This window comes from Methylosinus sp. Ce-a6 (genome assembly GCF_009811655.1).
Taxonomy (GTDB): Bacteria; Pseudomonadota; Alphaproteobacteria; order Rhizobiales; family Beijerinckiaceae; genus Methylosinus.
Map to the genome: position 1 here is coordinate 72897 of NZ_BGJX01000010.1, position 25776 is coordinate 98672.

Consider the following 25776-nt stretch of genomic DNA (forward strand, 5'->3'; position numbering starts at 1 on the left):
GACGCCGACTGCCCAATTCCGACCGCACTCCTCGCTGGGAGCCAATAGGCGATGCTGCTCTTCGTCGGCCTCGGCAATCCCGGCCGCGAATATGCCGGGAACCGGCACAATATCGGCTTCATGGCGGTCGAGGCGATCGCCGCCGCCCATAATTTTTCCGCGCCGCGCGCGCGGTTCCAGGGCCTCGTCCGCGAGGGGACGATCGCCGGCGAGCGCGTGCTCGCGCTGCTGCCGCAGACTTATATGAACGAATCGGGCCGCTCCGTCGGCGAGGCGTCGCGCTTCCACAAGATCGCGCTCTCCGACGTCGTCGTCTTTCATGACGAGCTCGATCTCGCGCCGGCCAAATGCCGCGTGAAAGTGGGCGGCGGCGCGGCCGGCCACAATGGCCTGCGCTCCATCGGCGCGCATATCGGGCAGGATTTCAAGCGCGTGCGGCTCGGCATCGGCCATCCGGGCGACAAGGCGCGCGTGCATTCTTATGTGCTGGGCGATTTCGCCAAGAGCGAGGAGCCATGGGTGCGCGCGCTCTGCGGCGCGCTCGCCGACAATGCCGCGCTGATCGCCAAGGGCGACGACGCCGGCCTGCAGAACAGGATTCATCTCGCCATGGAGGCGGCGGGCTTCGCCGCGCCCAAGCGCGTGGGCGAGCCGTGATCGCCGCGCGCGCGGCCTTCGCGCTCGCGTTTTTTTGCGCGAGCGTGGCCGCTGCGGCCGAAGAAAAACCGACCCAGGCCTATGGCGAAGACCACCCCGCCTGCCAGGAATGGACCGACGGCTGCCTCGTCTGCGCGCGTCAGGCGGATGGCGCCGCGGCTTGCTCCATGGTCGGCGCGGCCTGCCTGCCCGCCGCCGTCTCCTGCCTGAAGGGCGAGTGAGAGCCGGGGCCCGGCGGCTGAATTTCCGCTGAACGCCGCATTCAAATCGGGTTCAGCGCGAGGCCGGCATGATGCGCTCGTCGATCGGGGAAACGTCCCGGTCCAAGGAGACAGACATCATGAAGACCAACGCCATTCTCGCCATCGCCCTTTTCGCCTCCGCTCCGGCTTTCGCCCAGACCGCGACGGCGCCCGCGGCGAAGCCTGCGGCGGGACCGGCCGCCGCCGCGACCGCGCCGGTGAAGCAGGTGGTCGCCGTCGCCCAGCCGCTCGACATCAATACGGCGACGGTGGAGCAGCTCGCCGGCGTCAAGGGCCTCACCCACACTCTGGCGGAGGCGATCGTCAAGGGCCGGCCCTATAAGTCCACGGACGAGCTGGTGAAGAGCCGCATTCTGACCGAGACGCTGTTCACCCAGGTCAAGGACGGGCTGACCGTCAAGCACAATTGATCCCTAGCCGAGCGCGTCCTCCCCAGGACCTCCGCGCTTTTCGAGACGCCCGCCGAACTTCGGCGGGCGTTTTCGTCGTTTTGGCAGAAAGCGGGGGAGAAACAGCGAGGCTCCGTCGCCGAGCCCCTTTCCGCATCGGCCCGTAATGCGTATATTGTGAACTGCCGTCCCTCGGGGCGGCTATGGCGATAAACGAACTCCGTAATAAACCTATCGGACCCGGGGGCGGTACCCGGCGCCTCCACCCGAGGCCGTCACGCATCGATGCATTTGGCGCGGCGGCCTGGGGCGGGGGCGAAATAGGATCGACGAGGGCGTAAAGGGTGATTTTTCGCTCGGCATGATACCGCCGTTATCGGGTCGAACCTTATAGTTGCCAACGACAACTATGCTCCGGTGGCCGTCGCTGCGTAATGCAGTGAAGGTACTGGGATTCAAGCCCTAGGGGGTTGCACTTCTAGGCGGGGCTCGGAGGCGCCTGGCAACAGAAGCCTCCACTTTCGTCCCCAAGGGGCAGAGCAAACAGGGGTTCTCGGCGAGCGTCATGTCCACCGACCTCATCAGATACGATCTTCTCGTTCAGGACGCGCTGCGCGGCGTCATGCGCAAGGTTCTCGCCGATGCGGCGGCCGCCGGCCGGCTGCCCGGCGACCATCATTTCACCATCAGTTTTCGCACCAAGGCGCCGGGCGTGCGCATTTCCATGCGCCTCGCCGAGCAATGGCCGCAGGAAATGACGATCATCCTGCAGCATCAATATTCCAATCTCGTCGTCGACGAGCGCGGCTTCTCCGTGGGCCTGTCCTTCCGCAGCATTCCCGAGCAGCTCTATGTGCCCTTCGACGCGGTGACGGTCTTCTCGGACCCGTCCGTCGATTTCGGCCTCAAATGGGAGGTGGACGAGCTCGCCCCGGCCCGCGACGAGGCTCCGACTCAGTTTCCGGCGCGGCCGCAGCAAAGCGCCGAGCCGACCCCGGTGCGGCCGGGTCTGCGTCCGGCCCGCAGCGACAAGCGGCAGGAGACGGAGCCGCCCGCGGCCGAGGAGAGCGGCGAGGCCGCCAAAATCGTCTCCATCGACGCCTTCCGCAAAAAGACCTGACCCGCCATGGGCGAGATCGTCAATCTGCGACGCGCCCGCAAGATCAGGGAGAAGCGCGCCGAAGAGGCGGAGGCGCAGGCCAATCGCGTCGCCTTCGGCCGCACGAAAGCAGAGCGTGAGCTCGGCGAAGCGGCCGCTCGGCTCGAGAGCGGAAAGCTCGACGCGCATCGGCTGGAGAAGCCGGAATCCACGCCGAAGTGATCGGCTTCCGGTTGATCATCTCACGGCCGTCATCGCGAGGAGCGAAGCGACGAAGCGATCCAGGGGCCGCCCCAGGGCTGAAGGATTGCTTCGCTCCGCTCGCAATGACGTTGACGTTAGAGCATGTTCCCGAAAAGTGCGAAGCGGTTTTCGGAGAAGAACATGCGAATTCAAATGGCTCTAGACGATCAGGCGAACAGCCATTGCTTGAGCGAGAAGCCCGAGCTCAGCGTCTTCCGGTAATACTCATAGAGCGCGAGATGGCCCGTCGTGGGCTTGGGCAGCTCGTTCTTCTTCAGCTTGCGGAAGAAGGGGCCGAGAATGTCCTCGAAATTCTGCGTCGTGTAGCGGCCGCCATAGCGGTCGGAGACGCGCTCGGCGACATTGGCGAACAGCAGCACGAGGGCCTTGAACAGAGCGGGATTGACGATGTTCGCCTCCGCCCCGTGATAGCGCAGCCCGTTGAGGCAGGCGCGCAAATAGGCGTTGAGCACCTGATAGACGTCCTGCGGCGAGGCGTCGACGAAAGCGCCGTCGATCGACTTCAGCGCGGCGTTGAAGGTCACGCGCGAAATCTTGCCTTTGCGGCGCTCGGACGGGCTCAGTAGGCCGGAGAGCACGCTCTTCTCGTCGGTCGCGAAGAGGTCGAACACATTGTGCAGCAGCGCCTCGGCCTCGGTCTCCGATTCGGAGAGGCGTCGAATGTCGAGCAGGAGCTCCGGCGGGACGGGGCGCTGCTTGGTGTTGATGTCCATGAACAGCTGACATTCCTGCGCGCGCGTCAGCCTGTTGTAGACGACGACCGGCGCCTTGACGCTCTTGGCCGCCAGATTGAAGCCATAGACGCGGTGCTGCCCGTCGATGATGAGAAAGGAGCGCGGGTCCTTGCGGAAGCTCAGCTCACCCGTCTGGCGGTCGAAATGGAGCTGCGCGCGCGGCTGCGCGGACAGGATGATCGCGCTCGGCACGCTGCCGAAACCGCTATCGATATAATCGGCGATTTCTCGCGCGCGCTTCTTGTCGAGGAGGCGCTGGAAACCTTCGATCGGATTTTCGAGCCGCGCCTCCACCGTGCAGGTCGCCGCGAGCAGATCGCTGGGCAGGACGAGCGTGTAGAAACGGTGCTTGCCCTGGGTGACGAGCAGGGCGGGGGCTTTGGCGAAGCGCCCGTCGCTCGGCGGTTGCGGCGCATCCGTTTCGTCGGCGCGCTCGGCTGGAAGCGCGGCTTCGAGCGCAGGCTCGAGCTCGCTCGGATCGGCATGGTCGGACGGCGGCGCGTCGATCGGATTTTCCATGTTCTGATCCTTCGAAAAAACGCGCCGGATGCGCCGGCGATCGTCGAAATAAACCGAATCGAACACGTGACCGACCGAATCCTAACGAGAAGGCGGCAAAGGACAAGGCGAATCGCATTATCCCCAACAAAAAACCGGCTCCTTTCGGAGCCGGTTTGTTTTTTCTCGATTTACGGGGTCGCTCAGAAATTGGCGAGCACAGGCTGCAGCAGGCCGCCGCCGAAGCGATAGGTGATGCCCGCCGAGATGACGATCGGATTGATCGGCAGCGACACTTTGACCGGGAGGAAGATCGGTCCGAGCACCGGAGCCGTCGGCGCGAAAGCGACGGCCGTGGAGTGAACCATCGGGTGGAGCCCGATATATTTGAAGTCGACGTTCACGCCCCAATGTTCGTTGAACATATAGTCGAAGCCGACCTGTCCGACCGGACCCCAGGACGGAGCGACGGTCGCCCATTGGAAGGTGCTGGTGACGCCGGGAACGCCGAGGCCAGCCAGCGCCGAGCCCGCCGCGAAGGGAATGCCCCAGGTGTCGTTGTTGACGCGCACGCCCCAGAAGGTCGTGAAGTTCACGCCGACGCCGAGATAGGGCTGGAACTGGCCGAAATTGGTGAAGTGATACTGCGCCATGATGGACGGCGGGAACAGCCAGGCGCGGGCGAAGTCGCTGGCGATCGTCCCCGTGCCCTGGATGTGATGCGGCGCCACGCAGCAGATGGCTTCGATCGCCCAGTTCTTGGTGAGATAATAGGCCACGTCGAGCATGGGGATGATCGACGTCGAGGTGTTGGTGCTCGCGCCGGCGATCACGCCATTGGCGCCGGTGAGGCCCGAGAGACGGCCGATGGAGCCGAGGCCCGGATAGCCGATGCCCTGATCATAGACCGTGCCATGGCCGTTCAGCGGAATGACGCCGGCGACCTTCAGGCGGACCTGGAAGGGCTGATAGCTGTCGACGAAAGCCGGCGGCGGCGGCTCCTTGAGCGACGGCAGACCGCCGGCCGAGCGCGCGACGAGGCCCGGCGCGAAGGGGTCGAAGTGCCAGTTGAGGCCGACGCGAACATTGTGGAAGCGGGTCGGCGAGTTCTGCGTCGCCGCGAACACCGGGGCCGTGGCGCCGAGCGCCGCCACCGCGCCGCCGTTCAGAGCGACGGAATTGGCGTTGGTCGAGCCGAGATCGACATAGAGATATTCGGCCTTGAGCGACCAGTTCGGCAAGGGCGACCATTCGACGCCGCCGCCCGCCGCCCAGCCGGTCCGCGTGTCGTCGGAATAGCCATGGCCGACGGCGGCGCCGCCGAAGCCGGCGCCCGCGGCGATGAAATTATCGGCGAAGCCGACATTGTGGATGACCTGGCCATAGGCGAAGCCGCCGGTGCCATAGACCATCAGATTCGGCAGGGACGGCAGAGTGAAGCCGACGCGGCCGCGCACCGTGCCGAACCAGTCGACGCCCTTGGTCGAATCGGAGGTCTGCAGATGCGGGCCGTTGATGGCGTCGAAGACGCCGATCGCGGATTTCGCCTTGCTCTCCACGCTCGAGGCCTGAATGTCGGCCTCGAGACCGAGCACGAGCCAGGGCGAGACCTGATAATTATAGCCGACCTGTCCGCCGCCGATGACGCCGTTGAGATCCTGGGAGGCGCTCCAGCCCGACCCTCCCGGAAGAGCGCCGAGCGCCCCGGGCGTCAGATAGCCGAGCGAGCCGGTCTCCCGGCTCGAGTCGCCGAAGCCATAGCCGATGTTGATACCGCCATAGAGGCCGGTCCAGCTGAAGGCCGGGGGCGGCGGCGGGAGCGGCGCGCCCTTCAGCGAGGGAAGATCCGCCGCCTGAGCCGTAGCGCTCGCTGCGGTCAAAACAGATGCGGCGAGCGCGCCGCGTAAAACTCTTCTCATCAGGCTCCCCCGTATTGCTCTCGAGGACCGGCGCGAAGCGCGCGCTTGTCCGAGTCGGCGATCAAATTGCTCCGATTTTAGACTGGAGGACTTGATCTAGATCAAAGATTGCGGCGTCTCACAATTCTTTCTCTCCGGCTGTGACTCTTTGGCAACAGGGCGCCGCTGTTGCCATCGCGCGGCGATCCTATTAATCGGGTGGCGAACCGCCGGATTCTTCGGCCTTTCCGGGCCGAATCGAGAGAATCGCGGCAGATTCGTCGGCAGCCGGCCTCCATGGAGCTCGGCCGTGACTGCGACGATTTGACTTCCAGGCGACAGAGCCGAAGACCGCCTCCGGGCGGCGCCGGCGGGGGAGAGACGATGCTCGAGACGGCCTTGGCGCATGGGCTGAAGAAAGAGGAATATGATCGCATTCTCGCGCTCATCGGCCGCGCGCCGACCCTCACCGAGCTCGGAATTTTCTCGGCCATGTGGAACGAGCATTGTTCCTACAAATCGTCGCGCATCCATTTGCGCAAGCTGCCGACCAAGGCGCCCTGGGTCATAAAGGGGCCGGGCGAGAACGCCGGCGTCATCGACATAGGCGGCGGCGACGCCTGCGTGTTCAAGATGGAGAGCCACAACCACCCCTCCTTCATCGAGCCCTATCAAGGCGCCGCGACGGGCGTGGGCGGCATATTGCGCGACGTCTTCACAATGGGCGCCCGGCCGATCGCCTGCCTGAATCTCTTGCGCTTCGGCCGGCCGGCGCACCCGAAGACTCGGCGGCTCGTCGCCGGCGTCGTCGCCGGAATCGGCGGCTATGGCAATTCCTTCGGCGTGCCGACGGTCGGCGGCTCGACCGAATTCGACTCGTCCTATGACGGCAATATTCTGGTCAACGCCATGGCCGTGGGCCTCGCGCGCGCCGATGCGATCTTCTATTCGGCGGCGGCCGGCGTCGGCAATCCGATCGTCTATCTCGGCTCCAAGACCGGCCGCGACGGCATTCACGGCGCGAGCATGGCCTCCGCCTCCTTCGAGGCCGACGCCGAGGAGAAGCGCCCGACCGTGCAGGTCGGCGATCCTTTTTCGGAAAAGCTGCTGCTCGAGGCCTGTCTCGAGCTGATGGCGTCGGGCGCCGTCATCGCGATCCAGGATATGGGCGCGGCCGGCCTCACCTCCTCCGCCGTCGAGATGGGCGCCAAGGGCAATCTCGGCATAGAGCTCGATCTCGACGCCGTGCCCTGCCGCGAGGAAGGCATGAGCGCCTATGAGATGATGCTCTCGGAGAGCCAGGAGCGCATGCTCATGGTGCTGCGGCCCGAGCAGGAGAAAGAAGCCGAGGCCATTTTCCGCAAATGGGGCCTCGATTTCGCGATCATCGGCAAGACCACCGATAATCTGCGCTTCGTCGTGAAGCATAAGGGCGCGGTCGAGGCCGATCTGCCGATCAAGGAGCTCGGCGACGAGGCGCCGGTCTATGACCGGCCGCATGTCCCGACGCCGAAGGCGCCGGTTCTCGATGCGGCTTCGATCGCGCCGGCCGACTCCAATGGCGCGGCGCTGCTCGCCCTGCTGGCGACGCCGGACCTCTGCTCCAAGCGCTGGGTGTGGGAGCAATATGACCATCTGATCCTCGGCAATACGGTGCGCGCGCCGGGCGGCGACGCGGCCGTGGTCCGCGTCCGCGAGGGGCGCAAGGGATTGGTGCTGACGACCGATGTGACGGCGCGCTATTGCGCGGCCGATCCGGTCGAGGGCGGCAAACAGGCGGTGGCGGAGGCCTGGCGCAATATTTCCGCGCGCGGCGGCCAGCCGCTGGCGCTCACCGACAATCTCAATTTCGGCAATCCCGAGAAGCCCGAGATCATGGGCCAATTGGTCGGCTGCCTGGAAGGCATAGGCGAGGCGGCGCGGGCGCTCGACTTCCCCATCGTCTCCGGCAATGTCTCGCTCTACAATGAGACGATGGGGACAGGCATTCTGCCGACACCGGCGATCGGCGGCGTCGGCGTCATCAGCGATGTGGCGCTCGCCTCTGCCAGCGCTCTGCCCGACGGCGGCAAGACGATCCTGCTCGTCGGCGAGACGAAGGGTTGGCTCGGCCAGTCGCTCTATCTGCGCGATCTTTGCGGCCGCCGCGACGGCGCGCCGCCGCCGGTCGACCTCGAGGCCGAGAAGCGCAACGGCGATTTCGTTCGCGCTCTCGTGCTCGAGCAGCGCATACTCGCCGCCCATGATCTCTCGGACGGCGGCCTCGCCGTGGCGCTCGCGGAAATGGCGATCGCCGGCGGCGTCGGCGCGACGATCGAGCGCCTGCCCGAGGGGCCGGCCCATGCGGTTCTGTTCGGCGAGGATCAGGCGCGCTTCCTGATCGTGGCCGAGCCCGCGGAGGCGGAGGCGATCGAGAAGGAAGCGAGGGCCGGGGGAATCGCGATCCTCGCCCTGGGCGCGACCGGCGGAAACGAGTTGCATCTCCCCGGCGAGGCGCCGATATTGCTTTACGGCTTGCAACATGCGCAGGAGGCGCCGCTGCCGGCCTATATGGCCGGCGATGACGGCGTCTTCGCCTAAGGCTCCAGGAGGTCGATGCGCAAATGGCGATGGAAAGAAGTGAAATCGAGCGTCTCATCAAGGCGGCCATTCCGGACGCCGTGATCGAGATCACCGCGCTCGCCGACGACGGCGATCATTGGGCCGCCACGGTGAAATCGGAGGCTTTCCGCGGCAAGAGCCGCGTGCAGCAGCATCAGATGGTCAACAAGGCCTTCGGCGAGCGGCTCGGCGGCGAGCTGCATGCTCTGGCCTTGACGACGACCGCTCTATAAATTCGCGTTTTGTCCGGCGGCGCTCGCCGGGCCGCCTGCAACGGAACCTTGAATTCCGCTAGACGAGGTAATCCCATGTCCGACATCACCACCGCGATCAAATCCGAGATCGACAGCGCCGACGTCGTGCTGTTCATGAAGGGCACCCCCGCCGCCCCGCAATGCGGCTTCTCCATGCAGGTCTGCCAGATTCTCGGCCACGTCGGCGTTCCCTTCAAGAGCGTCAATGTGCTGGCCGACGCCGCCATTCGCGACGGAATCAAGGCCTATTCGCAATGGCCGACCATTCCCCAGCTCTATGTGAAGGGCGAGTTCATCGGCGGTTGCGACATCACCCGCGAAATGTTCCAGTCGGGCGAGCTGACCGCGCTCTTCGACAAGGAAGGCATTCCCCACAAGGCGGCGGCGAAGGCGTAATGGGGCGCGAATCCTTCTCCCGTTTACGGGAGAAGGTGGCCTCGCGAAGCGAGGTCGGATGAGGGGCTGTGACGCGAAGCGGGCTCTCGTCCCGGGAGCGCGCGGGCTCTTGTTCGAAGAGCGTCGATGTGGGACGAGCCCTCATCCGACCCGGCTTCGCCGGGCCACCTTCTCCCGCAAGCGGGAGAAGGAGAGCGCCTAACCGCCGATGGTCACGCCCTTCATGCGGGCGAAAGCGATGGCCAGCAGGCCGACATGCTGGACGTTGAGGACGCCGCCGCCGAGCGCCAGCGCCAGCGCCTCGCGCCAGGGGATGCGCTCGACGCAAATGTCCTCGCCGCTGTCGAGATTTAAAGGCGCGATCTCTTTCGCGCCCTCGCCATAAAGGACGTGAATCCAGTTGGCGTGCGTCGCCGGATTGGGCGACAGGCGCGCCAAATGTCGCAATGATGGCGCGGCGTGTCCGGTTTCCTCCAGCAGCTCGCGCGCGCCGGCCGCGATCGGATCGCTCTCATGTGCGTCCAGCTTGCCGCCCGGCAGCTCCAGCGACGCCGAGCCGGCGCCATGGCGATATTGGCGCACCAGCAGCAGACGGTCCTCCTCGTCCAAGGCGACGACATGGACCCAGTCCTCGTATTCCAACACATAATAGGGATCGAGCTCCGCGCCCCGCTGCGTCACGCAGCGGTCGGCGCGCAGATTGATCCAGCGGTCGCGGACGAGCGTGCGGGACGACCGCACCTCCCAGGGCCGCAATATGTCGTCGGTCAATGTATGGTCTCGGCGGGCGCCGGTCTCGAGGAGAGCTCCGCCGTGCGCGTCACCAGCGAGCGGCCCTCCTCCGAATCCCAATTGGCCGGACCCTGCATCAAGCCGATCTGGCAACCGGAGCCGTCGATGAGGAAGGTCGTCGGCAGGCCCAGCGCCTGGCCGCTCTGCCGCAGCTGGAAGAAGATCTCGGCCTTGGGATCGGCGTAGTAGGCGAGGCTCTTCGCGCCGATCTCGCCGAGAAAGGCCTTGGGCCGGTCGAGCCTGGAGGTGTCGACATTGATCGTCACCACCTCGAATTTATCCGAGCCAGCCTTGGCCTGCAGCCGGTCGAGCGCCGCCATCTCGCCGCGGCAGGGCACGCACCAAGTGGCCCAGAGATTGAGCAGCACCGTCTTGCCCTTGAAGTCCTCGAGCTTGCGCTTCTGGCCGTCCGGCCCGGTGAAGGTCACGTCCGGCATGGGCTCGGGCTCGCTCGCGATGGCCATGGCCGCGACCTCGCCCTTCGCGAGCGCCGAGACGCGCTGTGACGTCTCGCGCGACGCCGCGCAGGCCTGGCTCACGGCGCTCGTCTTGCCGCTGCCGCCGCCGTTCACGTATAGAACGCCGGCGATCGCAGCGAGGACGAGCGCGCCGCCGGCGTAAGTCGGCAGGCGGCCTCGGCTGGGGCTTACTTTCTGGTCGGTCATCGATCGGCTCATCCCGAGAGGATTTATGACGAGCAAAATATGGGGCGGCCGCTTCCAAAGCGCAACCGACGCGATTCTGGAGGCGATCAACGTCTCCATCGACTTCGACAGGCGCCTCGCCCCGCAGGATGTGCGCGGCTCGCTCGCTCATGTCGCCATGCTCGCCGAGACGGGCATCGTGTCGCAGGAGGACGCCGCCGCCATCACGCGCGGCCTAGAGCAGATTCTGGGCGAAATCGAGGAGGGGAGCTTCGCTTTCTCGCGCGCGCTCGAGGACATTCATATGAATGTCGAGCAGCGGCTCGCCGATCTCATCGGCCCGGCGGCCGGACGCCTGCACACGGCGCGCTCGCGCAATGACCAGGTCGCGACCGACTTCCGCCTCTATGTCCGCGACGCCATCGACGACATAGACGCGCAATTGGCCGATCTCCAGCTCGCCCTCGCCGAGAAGGCGCTGGAAGAGGCCGGCAGCGTCATGCCCGGCTTCACCCATCTGCAATCGGCGCAGCCGGTCACTTTCGGTCATCATCTGCTCGCCTATGTCGAAATGCTCGCGCGCGACCGCGGGCGCTTTTCCGATGCGCGCGCGCGGTTGAACGAATGTCCGCTCGGCGCGGCGGCGCTCGCCGGCACCTCCTTCCCCATCGATCGCGAGAAGACGGCCAAGGCGCTCGGCTTCGCGCGGCCGACGGCCAATTCCCTGGACAGCGTCTCCGATCGCGATTTCGTGCTGGAGACGCTCTCGGCGACGGCGATCTCGGCGACGCATCTCTCGCGCTTCGCCGAAGAGATCGTGCTGTGGACGACCTCGCAATTCGCCTTTGTCGCGCTCTCCGACAAATTCACCACCGGCTCCTCCATCATGCCGCAGAAGCGCAATCCCGACGCCGCCGAGCTGGTGCGCGGCAAGACCGGGCGCATTCTCGGCGCGTTGCAGGCGATGCTCGTCGTCATGAAGGGCCTGCCGCTCGCCTATTCCAAGGACATGCAGGAGGATAAGGAAGGGACCTTCGACGCGCTCGACAATTTCGCGCTCTGCGTGGCGGCGATCGCGGGCATGGTCCGCGACATGAGCGTCGACCGTCCTCGAATGCGCAAGGCGGCGGGCGCCGGCTACGCCACGGCGACCGATCTCGCCGACTGGCTGGTGCGCGCGCTCGGCCTGCCCTTCCGCGAGGCGCATCATGTGACGGGGCGTATCGTCGGCCTCGCCGCCGCGCGCAATTTAGGCCTCGAGAAGCTGCCGCTGGAGACGATGCGGTCGGTCGAGCCGCGCATCACCGAAGATGTGTTCAGCGTGCTCGGCGTCGACAAATCGGTGAAGAGCCGCACGAGCTATGGCGGCGCGGCGCCCGAGAATGTGCGCAAGCAGGCGCGGCGCTGGCTGAAGCAATTGGCCAAGAGGAAGGACTGAGGCCGCGCGGTCTCGTCATCCGCGCGCTTTCGTCTATAGTGCCGCGGACCTGGTCTCACCCTCCCCTCGAGGGGAGGGTCGGACCGCGAAGCGGTCCGGGGTGGGGTGAGCCCCGAAACTCGGAATGTCGCCCCCTCCCGCTCGCCTTCGGCGATCAGGGGGAGGTGAGCGCCCTTTCGTCAGGGCGCTGATGGATGAGATTCTCCGATGGATGAGATTCATGGCTGATCTGTTCCGGCCGCGTTCGGCGGCGTCGCTCCTGATCCTCGCGCTCGCCCTCTCCGGCTGCGGGCGGCGCGGCGCGCTCGATCTGCCGCCCGAGGTCGCGGCGCGGCCCAGGGCGGTGGTGGCGCAGAAGACCACGGTCACGCCCGTCGGCGGCAAGACGCCGGTCGCCGAGGATGTGAAGGCGGTGGAATATATCCCCGGCACGCCCGGCTTCCGGCCGCCCGATCAATATCCCTTCATCCTCGACCCGCTGCTGGATTAAAAGCGCGACATGCATCACTTCGACTATCGCGCCGGCGCGCTCCACGCCGACGATGTTCCGTTGGCAAAGATCGCCGAGAAGGTCGGAACGCCCTTCTACTGCTATTCGGCGACGACGATCCGCCGGCATTTCGAGGTCTTCTCCGCCGCCTTCGCGGGCCTCGACGCGCTCGTCTGCTATGCGCTGAAGGCCAATTCCAACCAGGCCGTGCTGACGCTGCTCGCTGGCCTCGGCGCTGGAATGGACGTCGTCTCGGGCGGCGAGCTGAAGCGCGCCAGAGCCGCTGGCGTTCCCGCGGGCAAGATCACCTTCTCGGGCGTCGGCAAGACGCAAGCCGAGATCGCGCTCGCCATTGACGAGGGCATATTCTGCTTCAATGTGGAGTCGGAGCCCGAGCTCGCCGAGATTTCCCGCATCGCCTCCGCCAAGGGCAAGCGCGCGCCTGTCTCCTTGCGCGTCAATCCGGACGTCGACGCCAAGACGCACGCCAAGATTTCGACCGGTCTCGCCGAGAACAAATTCGGCGTGCCGCTGTCGCGCGCCCGCGAGATTTACGCCCATGCCGCGCGCCTGCCGGGCGTTGCGGTCACGGGCGTCGATATGCATATCGGCTCGCAGATCACCGATCTTTCGCCTTTCGACGAGGCGTTTTCGCTGCTCGCCGAGCTGGTCGCGGGGCTGCGCGCCGACGGGCGCGCGATCTCCCATGTCGATCTCGGCGGCGGCCTCGGCATTCCCTATCACGAGGGTGAGGATCCGGCCTCCTATCACCCCGACCGCTACGCCGAGATCGTGCGCCGCCATATGGCCGGGCTGGGATGCAAATTGCTGTTCGAGCCGGGGCGGCTCATCGTCGGCAATTCCGGAATTCTGGTGACTCGCGTGCTCTATGTGAAGCAGGGCGAGGCCAAGACTTTCGTCATCGTCGACGCCGGCATGAACGATCTCGTCCGCCCGACGCTCTATGACGCCTGGCACGAGCTGATCCCGGTCGCGCAGGCTTCGCCGTCGCATCCAAAGATCGTCGCCGATGTCGTCGGGCCGGTTTGCGAGACGGGCGATTATATCGCGCTCGGCCGCTCCATCCCCGAGCCGGCGCAGGGCGATCTGCTGGCGATTCTCACGGCCGGCGCCTATGGCGCGGTGCAGGCGGGAACCTACAACAGCCGCCCGCTCGCGCCGGAGGTTCTCGTCGACGGCGCGAAATGGGCGGTGGTGCGCGAGCGGCCGAGCGTGGAGCAGCTGATCGCGCTCGACTCCGTGCCGGAGTGGTTGGGCAAATAGTTCCCTCCCCGCGTCGGCTGTTGCCGACTTCGGCAGTCATGCGTTTCGCATTCCGTATGGTCGTCATTGCGAGGAGCGGAGCGACGAAGCAATCCAGAGCCGTGGGGCGGCTCTGGATTGCTTCGCTTCGCTCGCAATGACGGCCGGGGCGGTCATCGAGCGAAGCGATCACGCGGAAACCGTATCATACGCAAACAGGGAGCGCCTGTTTTGCGAAGCGGGGAGGGGCCCGTTCAGCCCCTCGCGCTCCCGTAATATCCGCGATACCAATCGACGAAAGCCGCAACCCCCTCTTCCACCGATGTGTGCGGACGATATCCGGTGAGCCGCTCCAGCAGCGAGCAATCGGCGAATGTGCTGGGCACGTCGCCCTTCTGCATCTCGAGATAGTTGCGGATCGCTCGTCTGCCCAATTTGCGCTCGATCGCCTCGACGAAATCGAGCAGGCCGACAGGCTCGCCGCGTCCGATATTGACGATGCGGAAAGGCGCCACGGGCGAGACGGAGTCGTCCGCGCCGATCTCCGGCGGGAGGTCGACGAGCCGCTGGATCGCGTCGACGAGATCGCCGACATAGGTGAAATCGCGCTGCATCTTCCCGTGATTATAGATGTCGATCGGCTTTTCCTTCTCGATCGCGTCGACGAATTTGAACAGCGCCATATCCGGCCGGCCCCAGGGGCCATAGACGGTGAAGAAGCGGAATATCGTCGTCGGAATGCGCCACAGATGCGCGTAGGAATGCGCCATCGCCTCATTGGCTTTTTTCGTCGCGGCGTAGAGCGTCAACGGGAAATCGGCGCGTTCGCTCTCGAGGAAAGGCATATGCTCATTGCCGCCATAGACGGAGCTCGTCGAGGCCATCAGCAGATGGCGGACGCCCTGCGCGCGCGCGACCTCGAGAATATTGAAGCCGCCGACGAGATTGGCGTCGATATAGGCGCGCGGATTCTCGAGGCTGTAGCGCACGCCCGCCTGCGCGGCGAGATGGACGATGACCTCGGGCTCCGCCGTCTCGACGGCGCGCGTCAGCGCCTCCATATCCTCGAGCATGGCGATATGCGCGCGAAAGCGTTCGAACTGGCGGAGCTCGGCATGGCGCGCCTCTTTCAGCGTCACGTCGTAATAGGGGGTGAGCCCGTCGAAGCCGTCGACCCGGTGGCCGAGCTCGAGCAGATGTCTTGCGAGGTGGAAGCCGATGAATCCGGCCGTGCCGGTCACGAAGACGCGCATATCGCCCGCTCCCGTTGGAGACGGTCAACCTGTGGCGGAAAAGGCCCGGCGCTGTCAACATTCGGCCCCGTACGTATCTGCCGCGGTCGCGCCCTCCCGCCGCGCAAAAAGCCGGTTTTCACTTCCGCCCAAAAGGCGCTAAACATCGCGCCGAGTTTCTTTCTCTAGCGGGACCGATCACCCATGGCGCGGCAGTTCATCTATCACATGCAGGGTCTCACCAAGACCTATCCGGGCGGCAAGAAGGTCCTCGACAACGTCAATCTCTCCTTCTACCCGGACGCCAAGATCGGCGTGCTCGGCGTCAATGGCGCGGGCAAGTCGACGCTCCTGCGTATAATGGCCGGCACGGACAAGGAGTTCACCGGCGAAGGCTTCGTCGCCGAGGGCGCGCGCGTCGGCTATCTCCCGCAGGAGCCGCAGCTCGACTCGGCGCTCGACGTGCGCGGCAATGTGATGCTCGGCGTCGCCGAGAAAAAGGCGGTTCTCGACCGCTACAATGATCTCGCGGTGAATTATTCCGACGAGACGGCGGACGAGATGACCCGCTTGCAGGACGAGATCGAGGCCAAGGGCCTCTGGGACTTGGACAGCCAGGTGGATCAGGCGATGGAGGCTTTGGGCTGCCCGCCCGACGACGCCGACGTCGTCAAGCTCTCGGGCGGCGAGCGGCGCCGCGTGGCGCTCTGCCGCCTGCTGCTCGAGCAGCCGGAGATGCTGCTGCTCGACGAGCCGACGAACCATCTCGACGCCGAGACGGTGAATTGGCTGGAAGGGCATTTGCGCAATTATCCGGGCGCGATCCTCATCGTCACCCACGACCGCTACTTTCTCGACAATGTCACGGGCTGGATTCTCGAGCTCGATCGCGGCCGCGGCATTCCTTACGAGGGCAATTACACCAGCTGGCTGAAGCAGAAGCAGAAGCGCCTCGCGCAGGAGAGCAGCGAGGACAAGGCCCGCCAGCGCGCCCTCGAGGCGGAGAGCGACTGGATCTCCTCCTCGCCCAAGGCCCGCCAGGCCAAATCCAAGGCGCGCATCCAGCGTTATGAGGAGTTGGTCGCCAAGCAGAACGAGAAGGCGCCGACGACCGCGCAGATCGTCATTCCGGTGGCCGAGCGCCTCGGCGCCAATGTCATCGACGTCGAGCATGTGTCGAAGGCCTTCAACGATCGCCTGCTCATCGACGATCTCTCCTTCAAGCTGCCGCCGGGCGGCATCGTCGGCGTGATCGGCCCCAACGGCGCCGGCAAGACGACCTTGTTCCGCATGATCACCGGGCAGGAGAAGCCGGACGGCGGCTCCGTCAACGTCGGCGAGAGCGTGCAGCTCGGCTATGTCGACCAGTCGCGCGACGCGCTCGACGACAAAAAGACCGTCTGGGAGGAGATTTCCGGCGGCAATGACATCATCTATCTCGGCAAGCGCGAGATCAATTCGCGCGCCTATTGCGGCGCCTTCAACTTCAAGGGAACCGACCAGCAGAAGAAGGTCGGGATGCTCTCGGGCGGCGAGCGCAACCGCGTGCATCTCGCCAAGATTTTGAAGCAGGGCGCCAATGTGCTGCTGCTCGACGAGCCGACCAACGATCTCGACGTCGACACGCTGCGCGCGCTGGAAGAGGCGCTGGTCGATTACGCCGGCTGCGTGGTCATCATCTCGCACGACCGCTTCTTCCTCGACCGCATCGCGACCCATATGCTCGCCTTCGAGGGCGACAGCCATGTCGAATGGTTCGAGGGCAATTTCGCCGATTACGAGGAGGACAAGAAGCGCCGTCTCGGCCTCGACAGCGTGATTCCGCATCGGCTGAAATATAAGAAATTCTCGCGGTGAATGAATGATCGAAACTCGCTGGAAGAGAGAGGCGACATGCCTGCTCCACACGATCTCGAGGCGCTCGCCTCCAAAGGCGAAGCTGCAACGATAGAGTTCAAGGAATCGATCGCCGGTCTTGACGGCATCAGCAAGACCGTGTGCGCGTTTGCCAACGACATCAATGGGTTTGGAAGCCCTGGGTTAATCTTGATCGGCATCGACAAGGATGGACGAATTGTCGGAACGCCAAGTGACGATGCGACATTGCAAAAATTGGCGCAGCTCCGAGTGGACGGAAAAATTACGCCGACCCCTTCGATGACGGTCACGCCTGTCGCCGTTCACGGCAAAACGGTCATAGTTCTGGAGGTTTCTCCATCGGAATCGCCGCCCGTTCGCCGCCACGGCATTGCTTATGTGCGGATCGGAACAACGACTACGCCAGCGACTTCGGAGGAGGAACGAAGACTTATCGAGCAACGTAAAGGCCGGGCGCTGCCCTTCGATGCGCGAGGCATCTCGGGAAGCGCGATCGGCGACCTCGATGTGAAGCGATTTCAACTGGATTACTTGACCGAGGCTGTGAATCCGTCGGTTTTGGCGGAAAACGGGCGTTCGGTGGAGCAACAGCTCGCCGCTCTCAAGCTCATGGACGGGGAGGGCCGCGCCACACCTACCGGATTGCTCGTCGTCGGAATCGATCCACTCTCTTGGTTGCCCGGCGCTTATGTGCAGTTTCGTCGGATTGCAGGCGACAAAATCACTGACGACACGATCGATGAGGCGCGCTCGAGCGGCACCATCGACGTAATTGTGCGTGTTCTGGAGGAAAAGCTCTCGGCGCATAACGTCACATCACTGACCATCCCGGGTGAGCGTCATGTCAAACAGTCGCTCTATCCGATAACGGCTCTCCAACAGATCGTCCGAAACGCCGTCATGCACCGCGATTACGAAATCAGCGCCCCGATCAGGGTGACTTGGTTCGACGACAGAATCCAAATCGACAATCCCGGCGGCCCGTTTCAAATTCAACCGGATAAATTGGGAGAGCCGGGCTTCACCGGATATCGGAATCCGAATGTCGCGGAAGCGATGCACAACATGGGCTTGGTGGAGAGGTTCGGCGTAGGGATTCCTCTTGCGCGCAAGGCATTGGAAGATAACGGAAATCCGCCGTTGGAAATACGCGCTGAAGGTAATTTCGTGTTCGTCGTCATGCGAGCCGCTCGATGAAGACAGTCGCCTTCTTCAACAATAAAGGCGGCGTCGGAAAGACATCGCTCGTTTTTCATTTGGCCTGGATGCTCAATGAGATGGGCCACAAAGTGGTCGTCTGCGACCTCGATCCGCAAGCCAATGTCACGACGTTTTTCCTCGGGGAGGACCGCGCGGCGGAGTTGTTGGAAACGGGCCATGGCGTCCGAACGATCTACCATGCGTTTCTGCCGTTGCTGGAAGGGGTGGGTGATCTTGCCGAGATCGACGCCGAAATCATGACTGAAGGCCTTACGCTGATCCCTGGCGACTTGGCTCTTTCCGGTGCGGAAAGTGAATTGTCGACCCAGTGGGGAAATTGCCTTTCCTCTGAAGAGCCGACGAAAAAGAAAGCGTTTCGGACGATATGCGGTTTCCACCGGGCAATCGTCACGGTGGCGCATAAGCAAAATGCAACGATAGCGCTCATCGATGTCGGTCCGAATCTCGGACCGCTGAATCGCGCGGCTCTGGTGGCGAGCGATCATGTCGTGATTCCTCTCGGCAGCGACGCATTCTCGCTGCAAGGGCTGAAAAATGTTGGCAAGACTTTGACCACATGGCGGGAAGACTGGGCGGAAAAAAAGAAGCGTGCGCCAAAAGGCTTGGGTTTCGAAGCGCCGGAGGGGGCGATGGAGCCTATCGGCTATGTCATCAGCCGCTTTTCGATGCGCTCGGGACGTCCGGCGAGAGCCTATCTCAATTGGGCGGCGGAAATGCCCGCAGCCTACCGAGAGTTTGTCCTAAGACACGTCGGTGTCGATGAAAGTTGCCGCGATCCGCATCAAGATCCCAACTGCCTCGCAGAGCTGAAGGATTATCGATCCTTGATGCCGATGGCGCAGGACGCAATCAAGCCGATTTTCAACTTGAAAGCGGCGGATGGAGCGATTGGCGCGCATCAGGCCGGCGTGATCGAGGCTCGTAAGAACTTTCGAGCTCTGGCCGACAAAATTATCGATCGACTTCGTCTTTAACGAGAGCGCCGCCATTGCTCGGTCGTGCGATGGCTACCGTCTCTCCGGCTCGACTGCCTTCGCGAGCGGCGCGCGTCAGCCCGGAACGGCCGTTCTTCGCTTTTTGACGCCGCCGCCGGCGCTACGTCACGCCGGCGCCCTTCCTTTTTCCCGCGCCGGCTGCGGTGGCTCCTCCACCGGCGGCTCCACGACGCCGTGGCAAACCTCCACGATCTCCCGCCGCAGCCAGGCGTGGGCCGGCTCGCGGTCTTGCAGCGAGCGCCAGACCATCAACAGATCATAGGTCGGGAATTCGATCGGTATCTCCAAAATCCGCAGCGGCGCGAGACGCACGAAATGCTCGGCGATGCGCAGCGGCAGCGAGAAGACGAGATCCGTGCTCGCCACGATCCAAGGCGCGGACAGAAAATTCGGCACGACGAGCGAGACCGTGCGCGCGAGGCCGCGGCTCTCCAGCCAATCGTCGATGATCCCGGTGCCCGCCTCGCGGCGCGACATCAGCATATGTTTCGCGGCGACGAATTGCTCGAGCGTCGGCTCGTCATCGGGAAAATCCGGATGATCCTGGCGCACCAGCGAGACGATGCGATCGGTGTAGAGCCGCTCGCGGCGCACATAGGGCGTCGAATCGAGGATCACGTCGAAGCCGATGACGAGATCGACCTCGCCGGCGTCCGCCGCCTCGCGCAGCGAGCCCGACGTCTGCACGAGATGAATCTCCACATTCGGAGCCTGCCGGCTCACCGATCTCATCAGCGGCGGCAGCAAGCAGAATTCGACATAGTCGTTGGTCGCTATGGTGAAGCGACGCTGCGTCGTCGCCGGCGAAAACGCCTTCGAGCCGCGGATCACCTGCTCCACTTCGTTCAATATCGCCGCGATCGGCTCGACGAGCGCGAGCGCGCGCTGCGTCGGCTTCATGCCCTGCGGCGTCTTCACCAGCACCGGATCGTCCAATTGCTGGCGCAGGCGCTGCAGCACATGGCTCATCGCCGACTGGGTGATGAACATCTTCTGCGCCGCGCGCGAGACATTGCGCTCCTCCATCAGGAAGTTGAAGGCGACGAGAAGATTGAGATCGAAGTTCCGCAGCTCGGTCATGTTCCCGCCATCCGCCCTTCGCGCGATCACGAGGATCGCGCGTGAAGATGACGCCAGAACGGCGCCTTCGACGCCACTGAAAATTTTCGATAGCACGATGAAAACAATGCATTTTACGTCAAGGCGAGAGCGACCTTACCTCTCCGGACGGCCGCGTGGAAGAGCGCGCGGACGCAAAACAAAAGGAGAGAAACATGAGCCTCACGACGGAGACGGCCTCGCGGACCGGCGCCGCAGACGACGTCGATGCGATCGTCGATCTGAAGCTATTCTGGATCGGCGCGGCGTCGCTGTGCACATTCTATCTGATCGTGCGCATCTATGAGCAGATTTTCGGCTGGCGCGCCGGCCTCGATTCCTTCGCGCCGGAGTTCCAGACCTATTGGCTCTCGATCCTGTGGACCGAGATTCCGTTGGAGCTCGTCGCCGGGCTCGGCCTCGCCGGCTATCTGTGGAAGACGCGCACCCGCGACATGTCCACGGTGACGCCGCGCCAGGAGATGCGCGCGCTCGTCGACAATATGAAATGGCTGACGATCTACGCCATCGCCATTTACTGGGGCGCGAGCTTCTTCACGGAGCAGGACGGCACCTGGCACATGACGGTGATCCGCGACACCGATTTCACCCCGTCGCATATCATCGAATTCTACATGAGCTATCCGATCTACTCGATCATGGCGGTGGGCGCCTTCTTCCACGCCAAGACTCGCATCCCCTATTTCGCGCGTGGATTCTCGCTCGCCTATCTGATCGTCGCGGTCGGACCCTTCATGATCATCCCCAATGTCGGCCTCAATGAATGGGGCCACACCTTCTGGTTCATGGAGGAGCTCTTCGTCGCGCCGCTGCACTGGGGTTTCGTCTTCTTCGGCTGGATGGCGCTCGGCGTGTTCGGCGTGGTGCTGCAACTGCTGATGCGCGTCAAGGCGCTGCTCGGCGAGGAGGGCGTGAACGCGGTCATCGGCTGACGCCTCTTTCGTTCCTCAAAAGCTCCCGAAGATGACGAGAAGGCCGCCCTTTTGAAAAGGAAGGGCGGCCGCCTTTCGTCCGGAGCCATCGCCATTCCCCGCCCCGGACGAAGATCGCCACATTTCGCAGACGCGAGAAACTTCGCTGCTCGAGAATTGCACAATCTCGAAAAACTCGTGATTTTTCTAGGCATAGCGCGACGCAGCGGCGGCTTGACACGAAATGGCGCCGCCCATATGTTGCGCGCGGCTCGAACGACTTGGCCGCCCGGCCCATATCGCGTCGCGTCGAAATCCCTTCCGTCGCCCCTGTCCGGGCGTTTCTTCGGCGATCATCTATTCTGCTCGCGCGTGCTGCTGAGCTTTTGCGCGAGGGAGAGAGTCGATGAGAGCGGGCAAGAACGAGAGCGACCAAGAGCTGCGCGCGAGGCTGGAGAAGCTCCAGACCGAGCTCGGCAAGCAGGAGGAGGAACGGCGCGCCGAGACTGGAGGAGGGTTGCCGGTCGGCGGGTCGTTCGGAAAGGCGCTGAGCGCGGGCTTCACCGTGCTGTCCGAATTCGTCGCGGCGATTCTCGTCGGCGCGCTGATCGGCTGGCAGGCGGATGGCTGGTTCGGCACCAAGCCGTGGCTGCTGGTCCTGTTCTTGGGGCTCGGCGTCGCCGCGGGCTTCTATAATGTGTTTCGCTTCGCCGCGCCGAAAGACGCGCGAGGCGGCGGATGAAACGGGCGGCCCGACTCCCTCGGCGCCGCGGAGATGAAGGGCCGGGCGCGCCGTCCGGATCGAGCGATGAATCCTATCGAGCAGTTCGAGCTCCAACGCATTGCGCCTTACTTCATCAACGGCGTCGACGTCTCCTTCACCAATTCTGCGCTCTATATGCTGCTCGCGGCCTTCGCCGCGGTTCTGCTGACGATCGGCGCCACCTCCAGGCGCGCGCTGGTGCCGGGCCGCGGCCAGGCGCTCGCCGAAGTGCTCTATGAGTTCGTCGCCAGCACGGTGCGCTCGACGGCGGGCAAGGAAGGGATGCGCTTCTTCCCCTTCGTCTTCACGCTGTTCACCTTCATCCTGATGTCGAATCTGATCGGCCTCGTCCCCTACACCTTCTCGCTGTCGAGCCAGATCGTCGTCACTTTCGCCTTCGCGGCCTTCGTCATCACGCTGGTGATCCTCTACGGGCTCTATCGCCACGGCCTCGGCTTTCTGAAGCTCTTCGTGCCGCATGGCGTTCCGGCGCCGGTGCTCGTCGTGCTGATCCCGATCGAGATCATCTCCTTCCTCTCGCGCCCCGTGTCGCTCTCCGTTCGTCTCTTCGCGAACATCCTCGCCGGCCATATCACCCTCGCCGTCTTCGGCGGCTTCGTGGTGATGCTGCTCGGCGCCGGCGCCTGGGCCGCGCTCTCGCCCATCCCGATCCTGGCGGTCGTCGCGATGTATGCGCTGGAGCTGCTCGTCAATTGTCTTCAGGCGTTCGTCTTCGCCGTCCTCACTTGCGTCTATCTCAATGACGCGATCCACCCGGGCCACTGATAAATATCCAACAATAAATAGTCGCCCACTGAAAAGAGCAGGAGTTACCAATGGCTGATGCTTCTTCCTTCCAGCTGATCGGCGCGGGCCTCGCCGCGATCGGCACGGGCGCCGCCGCGATCGGCGTCGGTCTCATCTTCGGCAATTTCGTCAATGGCGCGCTGCGCAACCCGTCGGCCGCCGCCGGCCAGTTCACCAACGCCATCATCGGCGCGGCGCTGGCCGAAGGTCTCGGCATCTTCGCGTTCCTGATCGCGATCCTGCTCTATCTGAAGTGATCCGTTTCGAAGGCCCGGGGCGGAAGGTTCCGGGCCTTCGTCGCATCTGACAACACTCGAAGAGGTTTCGGAGCCGTCATGGCGAACATCGTTCTCGCCGCCGCCGAGGAAGCGGCGCCGCACGCCGCGCAGGGCGCGACGCATGAGTCCGCGGGGCATGGGACCGTCGAGCATCACGGCGGGGGCGACTTCCCGCCCTTCGACACGAATAATTTCGCGCCGCAGCTCGTCTGGCTGGCGCTGATTTTCGGTCTTCTCTACATCCTCATGTCGCGCATCGCGCTGCCGCGCATCGGCTCGATCCTGAGCGAGCGCGAGAGCCGCATCGAGAGCGACCTCTTCGCCTCCCGCGAGCTGCAGGCGAAGGCGCAGGCCGCCGCCGCCGAGCATGACGAGACGCTGCGCGCCACCAAGGCGCAGGCGCAGGACATCGGCCGCGCCGCGCAGCAGCAGGCCGCGTCGGAGACGGCCTCGCGCCGCGCTTCGGAAGAGGCCGCCTTCGCCAAGAAGGTCTCCGAGGCCGAGGCGAAGATTCTCGCCGCCAAGTCCGAGGCGCTGTCGAATGTCGAGGCGATCGCCACCGAGGCCGCCGGCGCGATCCTCGAGAAGCTGACCGGCGCCCGTCTCGCCGCCGAGACGCTGCAGAGCGAATTCCGCAACATCAAGGCGAGCTGAGCAGGGAACCGGCCATGCATTACGACGCGGAACTTTTCGTCGCCATCGGCTTCGCCATCTTCCTCTGCGTGCTTCTCTATGTGGGCGCGCATAAGAAGCTCGCCGCATCGCTCGACGCGCGGGCCATCCGCATCAAGGGCGAGCTCGCCGAGGCCGAGCGCCTGCGCAGCGAGGCCGAGAGCCTGCTCGCCTCCTTCGAGAAGAAGCGCGAGGACGCCGAGATCGAGGCCAAGGCGATCGTCGCCCAGGCCAAGAGCGAGGCGGAGCTGCTCGCCACCGAGGCCCGCCAGCGTCTCGAGGAATATATCGCCCGCCGCACCAAGCAGGTCGAGGACAAGATCGCCCAGGCCGAGGCGCAGGCCGCCGCCGAAGTGCGCGCCAGCGCCGCCGACGCCGCGGTGAAGGTCGTTGAAGCCGTGCTGCGCAAGGGCGTCGCTGGAACGGATTTCGTCTCCGCCGGCATTGCGGATGTGAAGTCGCTGGCGCACTGACGACCGCACGATAAGAACAAAAACGGCCCGAAGTCGCGAGACCTCGGGCCGTTTCCTATTGTCACCCCAGCCGTCATTGCGAAGAGACGGACGTTCGTCGCTTTGGCGCGCAGGCTGCTGGTCGCCTTGTGAAGATATGCGACGCAGGGAGCCGTCATCGAGGGCGCCGTCGCCGCGAAGGCCGCCTGACCGCTTCCCGTCCGAAGCGCCGGCCGGACGAAGATCGGCCGAGCGGAGCTTGAATAGCCCGAGGTCCAATGGCCTCGGCCCGGATCCGAGGCGGGCGATCCGATGGATCGCGTGGCGTTCACGACGCCGCGGCGAAGAATGGTCTCGCCCTCCCGAGCCTCGCCCGCCGAATGCGGAATCAGCGTGCGGTCGCAAAGCTGCGACGACCGAATGTGCGTTTGTTCCGTCAAGACAGACGATCCCTGCCGGCCGCGGCCGCGCGCTCCTCGTACCACAGCGACAGCGCCGAAGCCATGCGAGCTGGACCATCATCATGCGCGGCCGCGCATTGCGGCCGCTATCCATCCCCATGGAATCTTCGCTCCGCGCGCGATGATGGCCGGGGCGGTCATCGTTTCTTCGAGCGAAGCGAATTTGAATTGAAATCGAATATATACGAACGTTATATCAATATAGTTTTCTATTCTTTTGCAAGCGACCGCAGAAAAATGCCTTCGGAAGGCCGCGCAGATGACGGCATAAATCACTGAAAATAGATGATATTATCCCTGACGCCGGGGCCGGTCTCGTCCAAATAGGTACATGTCCTAATTTTGGAATTCGCGCGTACCAAGTAATGACGAATCAGCGCGGCGCGCCGCGATCCGGCCGACCAGGAGATTTGGTTCTGATGGTCTCGACCTCTCGATTTCACCTCCATGCGCAATCGAACAATTCGAAACATTCCTTTCGGCGTCTCGTCTTCGACGATCCACTGCGCAGCCCCCTGGCGTTCAGGCCGAAACATCTTTCTTCTGACCCACGCCTCATCGACAAAACTGTATCGAGTTTGCCTAACGCGTAAGGAGTTCCTCATGATTACCGTGTCGCAATGCGCGGCCCGAGCGGGTCTGGCTTCCAACGAGCTGGTTCTCGGCGCCATCCCCTCTTCCGACCATGACGCGCTCCTCGAGAGCTATATGCTCAACGCTCATCGCGGCCTCGGCGCCGTGCGGGCCATGATCGTTTCCGATCTGCGCGCCTACCTCGATCTCGGCGTCGCTTCGCGCGCCGCCGATCTGCTCATCGTGCTCAGGCTGCTGCTGACGGCCCATCCGGAGGCCGGTGTCGCCGCTTCGACCCTGGCCGCCGAGCTCGACGCCGCCTTCGAGACCGCGCTCGCCGCCCAATATCTGGATGCGCGCCGAAGCCGCCCCGCATCCGCCGGGGCCTCGCGTGTGCCGGGGGTCGTGCTGTCCTTTTCGCGTGAGGGCCGCCGGGCCGATCGTCGCGCGGCGCTCGGCGAGCCGCCGGGATCCCACGGCGGCGACGCGGTCGTCGCCCGGCCGGGCTCGCGCCTTTCCCTGAGGAGCGATCGCTGAGCGGCCGAGCGGGCCTTCGCCGCTTCGAGCGAGTTCTGTGTCGAATTTCTTGCATATGCGGGAGTTTCACGGAAAAGATCTGCTTCCGATTCTTCGAGTTTTCGCTCGAGCTCGATCGCGACGCGAGGGAGGAGCCGCGCCATCGGCTCGTGATTGCGGTCTGCAGGCTATTGCCAATCGGCGCGCCGCATAGGATC

The 25776-nt window shown here is 64.4% G+C and carries 27 protein-coding genes and 1 other RNA gene; 22 read left to right on the forward strand and 6 right to left on the reverse strand.

Annotated features, from left to right (window positions below; genetic code table 11):
* Positions 1 to 51: 51 nt before the first annotated feature.
* From pth to Mspo_RS08965, 6 genes are all read left to right on the forward strand, one after another.
* Positions 52 to 657, forward strand: a complete 606-nt coding sequence (pth, locus tag Mspo_RS08940; protein WP_159728909.1) for an aminoacyl-tRNA hydrolase — start codon at positions 52 to 54, stop codon at positions 655 to 657.
* The gene (locus Mspo_RS08945; RefSeq protein WP_159728911.1) at positions 654 to 878 is read left to right on the forward strand and encodes a hypothetical protein; all 225 of its coding nucleotides are present in this window, start codon (positions 654 to 656) and stop codon (positions 876 to 878) included. The genes pth and Mspo_RS08945 overlap by 4 nt, the downstream gene beginning before the upstream one ends.
* 119 nt (positions 879 to 997) lie before the next feature.
* The gene (locus tag Mspo_RS08950; protein WP_159728913.1) at positions 998 to 1330 is read left to right on the forward strand and encodes a helix-hairpin-helix domain-containing protein; all 333 of its coding nucleotides are present in this window, start codon (positions 998 to 1000) and stop codon (positions 1328 to 1330) included.
* Between the two features lie 123 nt (positions 1331 to 1453).
* Positions 1454 to 1829: a transfer-messenger RNA gene (gene ssrA / locus Mspo_RS08955) on the forward strand.
* Positions 1830 to 1874: 45 nt separating this feature from the next.
* Positions 1875 to 2429, forward strand: a complete 555-nt coding sequence (locus Mspo_RS08960) for an SspB family protein (RefSeq protein WP_159728915.1) — start codon at positions 1875 to 1877, stop codon at positions 2427 to 2429.
* Positions 2430 to 2435: 6 nt separating this feature from the next.
* The gene (locus Mspo_RS08965; RefSeq protein WP_159728917.1) at positions 2436 to 2630 is read left to right on the forward strand and encodes a DUF4169 family protein; all 195 of its coding nucleotides are present in this window, start codon (positions 2436 to 2438) and stop codon (positions 2628 to 2630) included.
* Between the two features lie 188 nt (positions 2631 to 2818).
* On the opposite strand, the gene Mspo_RS08970 is transcribed toward Mspo_RS08965, so the two are convergent.
* Entirely contained in the window at positions 2819 to 3925 is a 1107-nt protein-coding gene (locus Mspo_RS08970) for a DGQHR domain-containing protein (RefSeq protein WP_159728919.1), read from the reverse strand.
* A 182-nt stretch (positions 3926 to 4107) separates the two neighbouring features.
* A complete protein-coding gene (locus Mspo_RS08975) occupies positions 4108 to 5823 on the reverse strand; it encodes an OmpW family outer membrane protein (protein WP_159728921.1) in 1716 nt (571 codons plus the stop codon).
* 363 nt (positions 5824 to 6186) lie between these two features.
* On the opposite strand from Mspo_RS08975, the gene purL reads away from it, so the two are divergent.
* The 3 genes from purL to grxD all read left to right on the forward strand — a co-directional run bounded on the left by purL (position 6187) and on the right by grxD (position 9053).
* Positions 6187 to 8382 carry a phosphoribosylformylglycinamidine synthase subunit PurL gene (gene purL, locus Mspo_RS08980; RefSeq protein WP_159728923.1) on the forward strand — a complete coding sequence of 732 codons (2196 nt, stop codon included), beginning with the start codon at positions 6187 to 6189 and terminating at the stop codon, positions 8380 to 8382.
* A gap of 23 nt (positions 8383 to 8405) precedes the next feature.
* Positions 8406 to 8636: a BolA/IbaG family iron-sulfur metabolism protein gene (locus Mspo_RS08985; RefSeq protein WP_201281663.1), complete on the forward strand. Its 231-nt coding sequence runs from the start codon at positions 8406 to 8408 to the stop codon at positions 8634 to 8636.
* A 75-nt stretch (positions 8637 to 8711) separates the two neighbouring features.
* Complete coding sequence (gene grxD / locus Mspo_RS08990; protein ID WP_159728925.1) at positions 8712 to 9053, forward strand: Grx4 family monothiol glutaredoxin; 342 nt, start codon at positions 8712 to 8714, stop codon at positions 9051 to 9053.
* A 198-nt stretch (positions 9054 to 9251) separates the two neighbouring features.
* Here grxD and Mspo_RS08995 read toward each other — a convergent pair whose 3' ends face one another.
* The gene (locus Mspo_RS08995) at positions 9252 to 9824 is read right to left on the reverse strand and encodes an NUDIX hydrolase (RefSeq protein ID WP_159728927.1); all 573 of its coding nucleotides are present in this window, start codon (positions 9822 to 9824) and stop codon (positions 9252 to 9254) included.
* Complete coding sequence (locus Mspo_RS09000; protein WP_159728929.1) at positions 9821 to 10510, reverse strand: TlpA disulfide reductase family protein; 690 nt, start codon at positions 10508 to 10510, stop codon at positions 9821 to 9823. The genes Mspo_RS08995 and Mspo_RS09000 overlap by 4 nt, the downstream gene beginning before the upstream one ends.
* 25 nt (positions 10511 to 10535) lie before the next feature.
* Between Mspo_RS09000 and argH the strand changes: the two genes are divergently transcribed.
* The 3 genes from argH to lysA all read left to right on the forward strand — a co-directional run bounded on the left by argH (position 10536) and on the right by lysA (position 13701).
* Positions 10536 to 11927, forward strand: a complete 1392-nt coding sequence (gene argH / locus Mspo_RS09005) for an argininosuccinate lyase (RefSeq protein ID WP_159728931.1) — start codon at positions 10536 to 10538, stop codon at positions 11925 to 11927.
* A 220-nt stretch (positions 11928 to 12147) separates the two neighbouring features.
* Positions 12148 to 12417 (forward strand): lipoprotein, encoded by a 270-nt coding sequence (locus Mspo_RS09010; protein ID WP_159728933.1) that lies wholly within the window; start codon positions 12148 to 12150, stop codon positions 12415 to 12417.
* A gap of 9 nt (positions 12418 to 12426) precedes the next feature.
* Complete coding sequence (lysA, locus tag Mspo_RS09015; protein WP_159728935.1) at positions 12427 to 13701, forward strand: diaminopimelate decarboxylase; 1275 nt, start codon at positions 12427 to 12429, stop codon at positions 13699 to 13701.
* Positions 13702 to 13934: 233 nt separating this feature from the next.
* Here the strand turns inward: lysA and Mspo_RS09020 are convergent, their stop codons facing one another.
* A complete protein-coding gene (locus tag Mspo_RS09020; RefSeq protein WP_159728937.1) occupies positions 13935 to 14933 on the reverse strand; it encodes an NAD-dependent epimerase/dehydratase family protein in 999 nt (332 codons plus the stop codon).
* A gap of 183 nt (positions 14934 to 15116) precedes the next feature.
* Between Mspo_RS09020 and ettA the strand changes: the two genes are divergently transcribed.
* From ettA to Mspo_RS09035, 3 genes are read left to right on the forward strand one after another with little or no spacing between them, the layout of a single operon-like run.
* Positions 15117 to 16769: an energy-dependent translational throttle protein EttA gene (gene ettA, locus Mspo_RS09025; protein ID WP_159728939.1), complete on the forward strand. Its 1653-nt coding sequence runs from the start codon at positions 15117 to 15119 to the stop codon at positions 16767 to 16769.
* Between the two features lie 36 nt (positions 16770 to 16805).
* Positions 16806 to 17987, forward strand: coding sequence for an RNA-binding domain-containing protein (locus Mspo_RS09030; RefSeq protein ID WP_159728941.1), 1182 nt, complete (start codon positions 16806 to 16808; stop codon positions 17985 to 17987).
* Positions 17984 to 18985 carry a ParA family protein gene (locus Mspo_RS09035; RefSeq protein ID WP_159728943.1) on the forward strand — a complete coding sequence of 334 codons (1002 nt, stop codon included), beginning with the start codon at positions 17984 to 17986 and terminating at the stop codon, positions 18983 to 18985. Before Mspo_RS09030 ends, Mspo_RS09035 begins: the two co-directional genes overlap by 4 nt.
* Positions 18986 to 19111: 126 nt before the next feature.
* Here the strand turns inward: Mspo_RS09035 and Mspo_RS09040 are convergent, their stop codons facing one another.
* On the reverse strand, positions 19112 to 20086 hold the full coding sequence (locus tag Mspo_RS09040; RefSeq protein ID WP_159728945.1) for a LysR family transcriptional regulator: 975 nt from the start codon (positions 20084 to 20086) through the stop codon (positions 19112 to 19114).
* A 194-nt stretch (positions 20087 to 20280) separates the two neighbouring features.
* Here Mspo_RS09040 and amoC point away from each other — a divergent pair, with 194 nt between their 5' ends.
* From amoC to Mspo_RS19590, 7 genes are all read left to right on the forward strand, one after another.
* Positions 20281 to 21057 carry a bacterial ammonia monooxygenase, subunit AmoC gene (gene amoC, locus Mspo_RS09045; protein WP_159728947.1) on the forward strand — a complete coding sequence of 259 codons (777 nt, stop codon included), beginning with the start codon at positions 20281 to 20283 and terminating at the stop codon, positions 21055 to 21057.
* Positions 21058 to 21442: 385 nt separating this feature from the next.
* A complete protein-coding gene (locus Mspo_RS09050; protein WP_159728949.1) occupies positions 21443 to 21778 on the forward strand; it encodes an AtpZ/AtpI family protein in 336 nt (111 codons plus the stop codon).
* Between the two features lie 66 nt (positions 21779 to 21844).
* On the forward strand, positions 21845 to 22585 hold the full coding sequence (locus Mspo_RS09055) for a F0F1 ATP synthase subunit A (RefSeq protein ID WP_159728951.1): 741 nt from the start codon (positions 21845 to 21847) through the stop codon (positions 22583 to 22585).
* 50 nt (positions 22586 to 22635) lie between these two features.
* Entirely contained in the window at positions 22636 to 22863 is a 228-nt protein-coding gene (locus Mspo_RS09060; RefSeq protein ID WP_159728953.1) for a F0F1 ATP synthase subunit C, read from the forward strand.
* 78 nt (positions 22864 to 22941) lie between these two features.
* On the forward strand, positions 22942 to 23538 hold the full coding sequence (locus tag Mspo_RS09065) for an ATPase (protein WP_159728955.1): 597 nt from the start codon (positions 22942 to 22944) through the stop codon (positions 23536 to 23538).
* Between the two features lie 14 nt (positions 23539 to 23552).
* Entirely contained in the window at positions 23553 to 24029 is a 477-nt protein-coding gene (locus Mspo_RS09070; protein WP_159728957.1) for an ATP F0F1 synthase subunit B, read from the forward strand.
* Positions 24030 to 25072: 1043 nt separating this feature from the next.
* Positions 25073 to 25579 (forward strand): hypothetical protein, encoded by a 507-nt coding sequence (locus Mspo_RS19590; protein ID WP_201281664.1) that lies wholly within the window; start codon positions 25073 to 25075, stop codon positions 25577 to 25579.
* Positions 25580 to 25776: the final 197 nt, after the last annotated feature.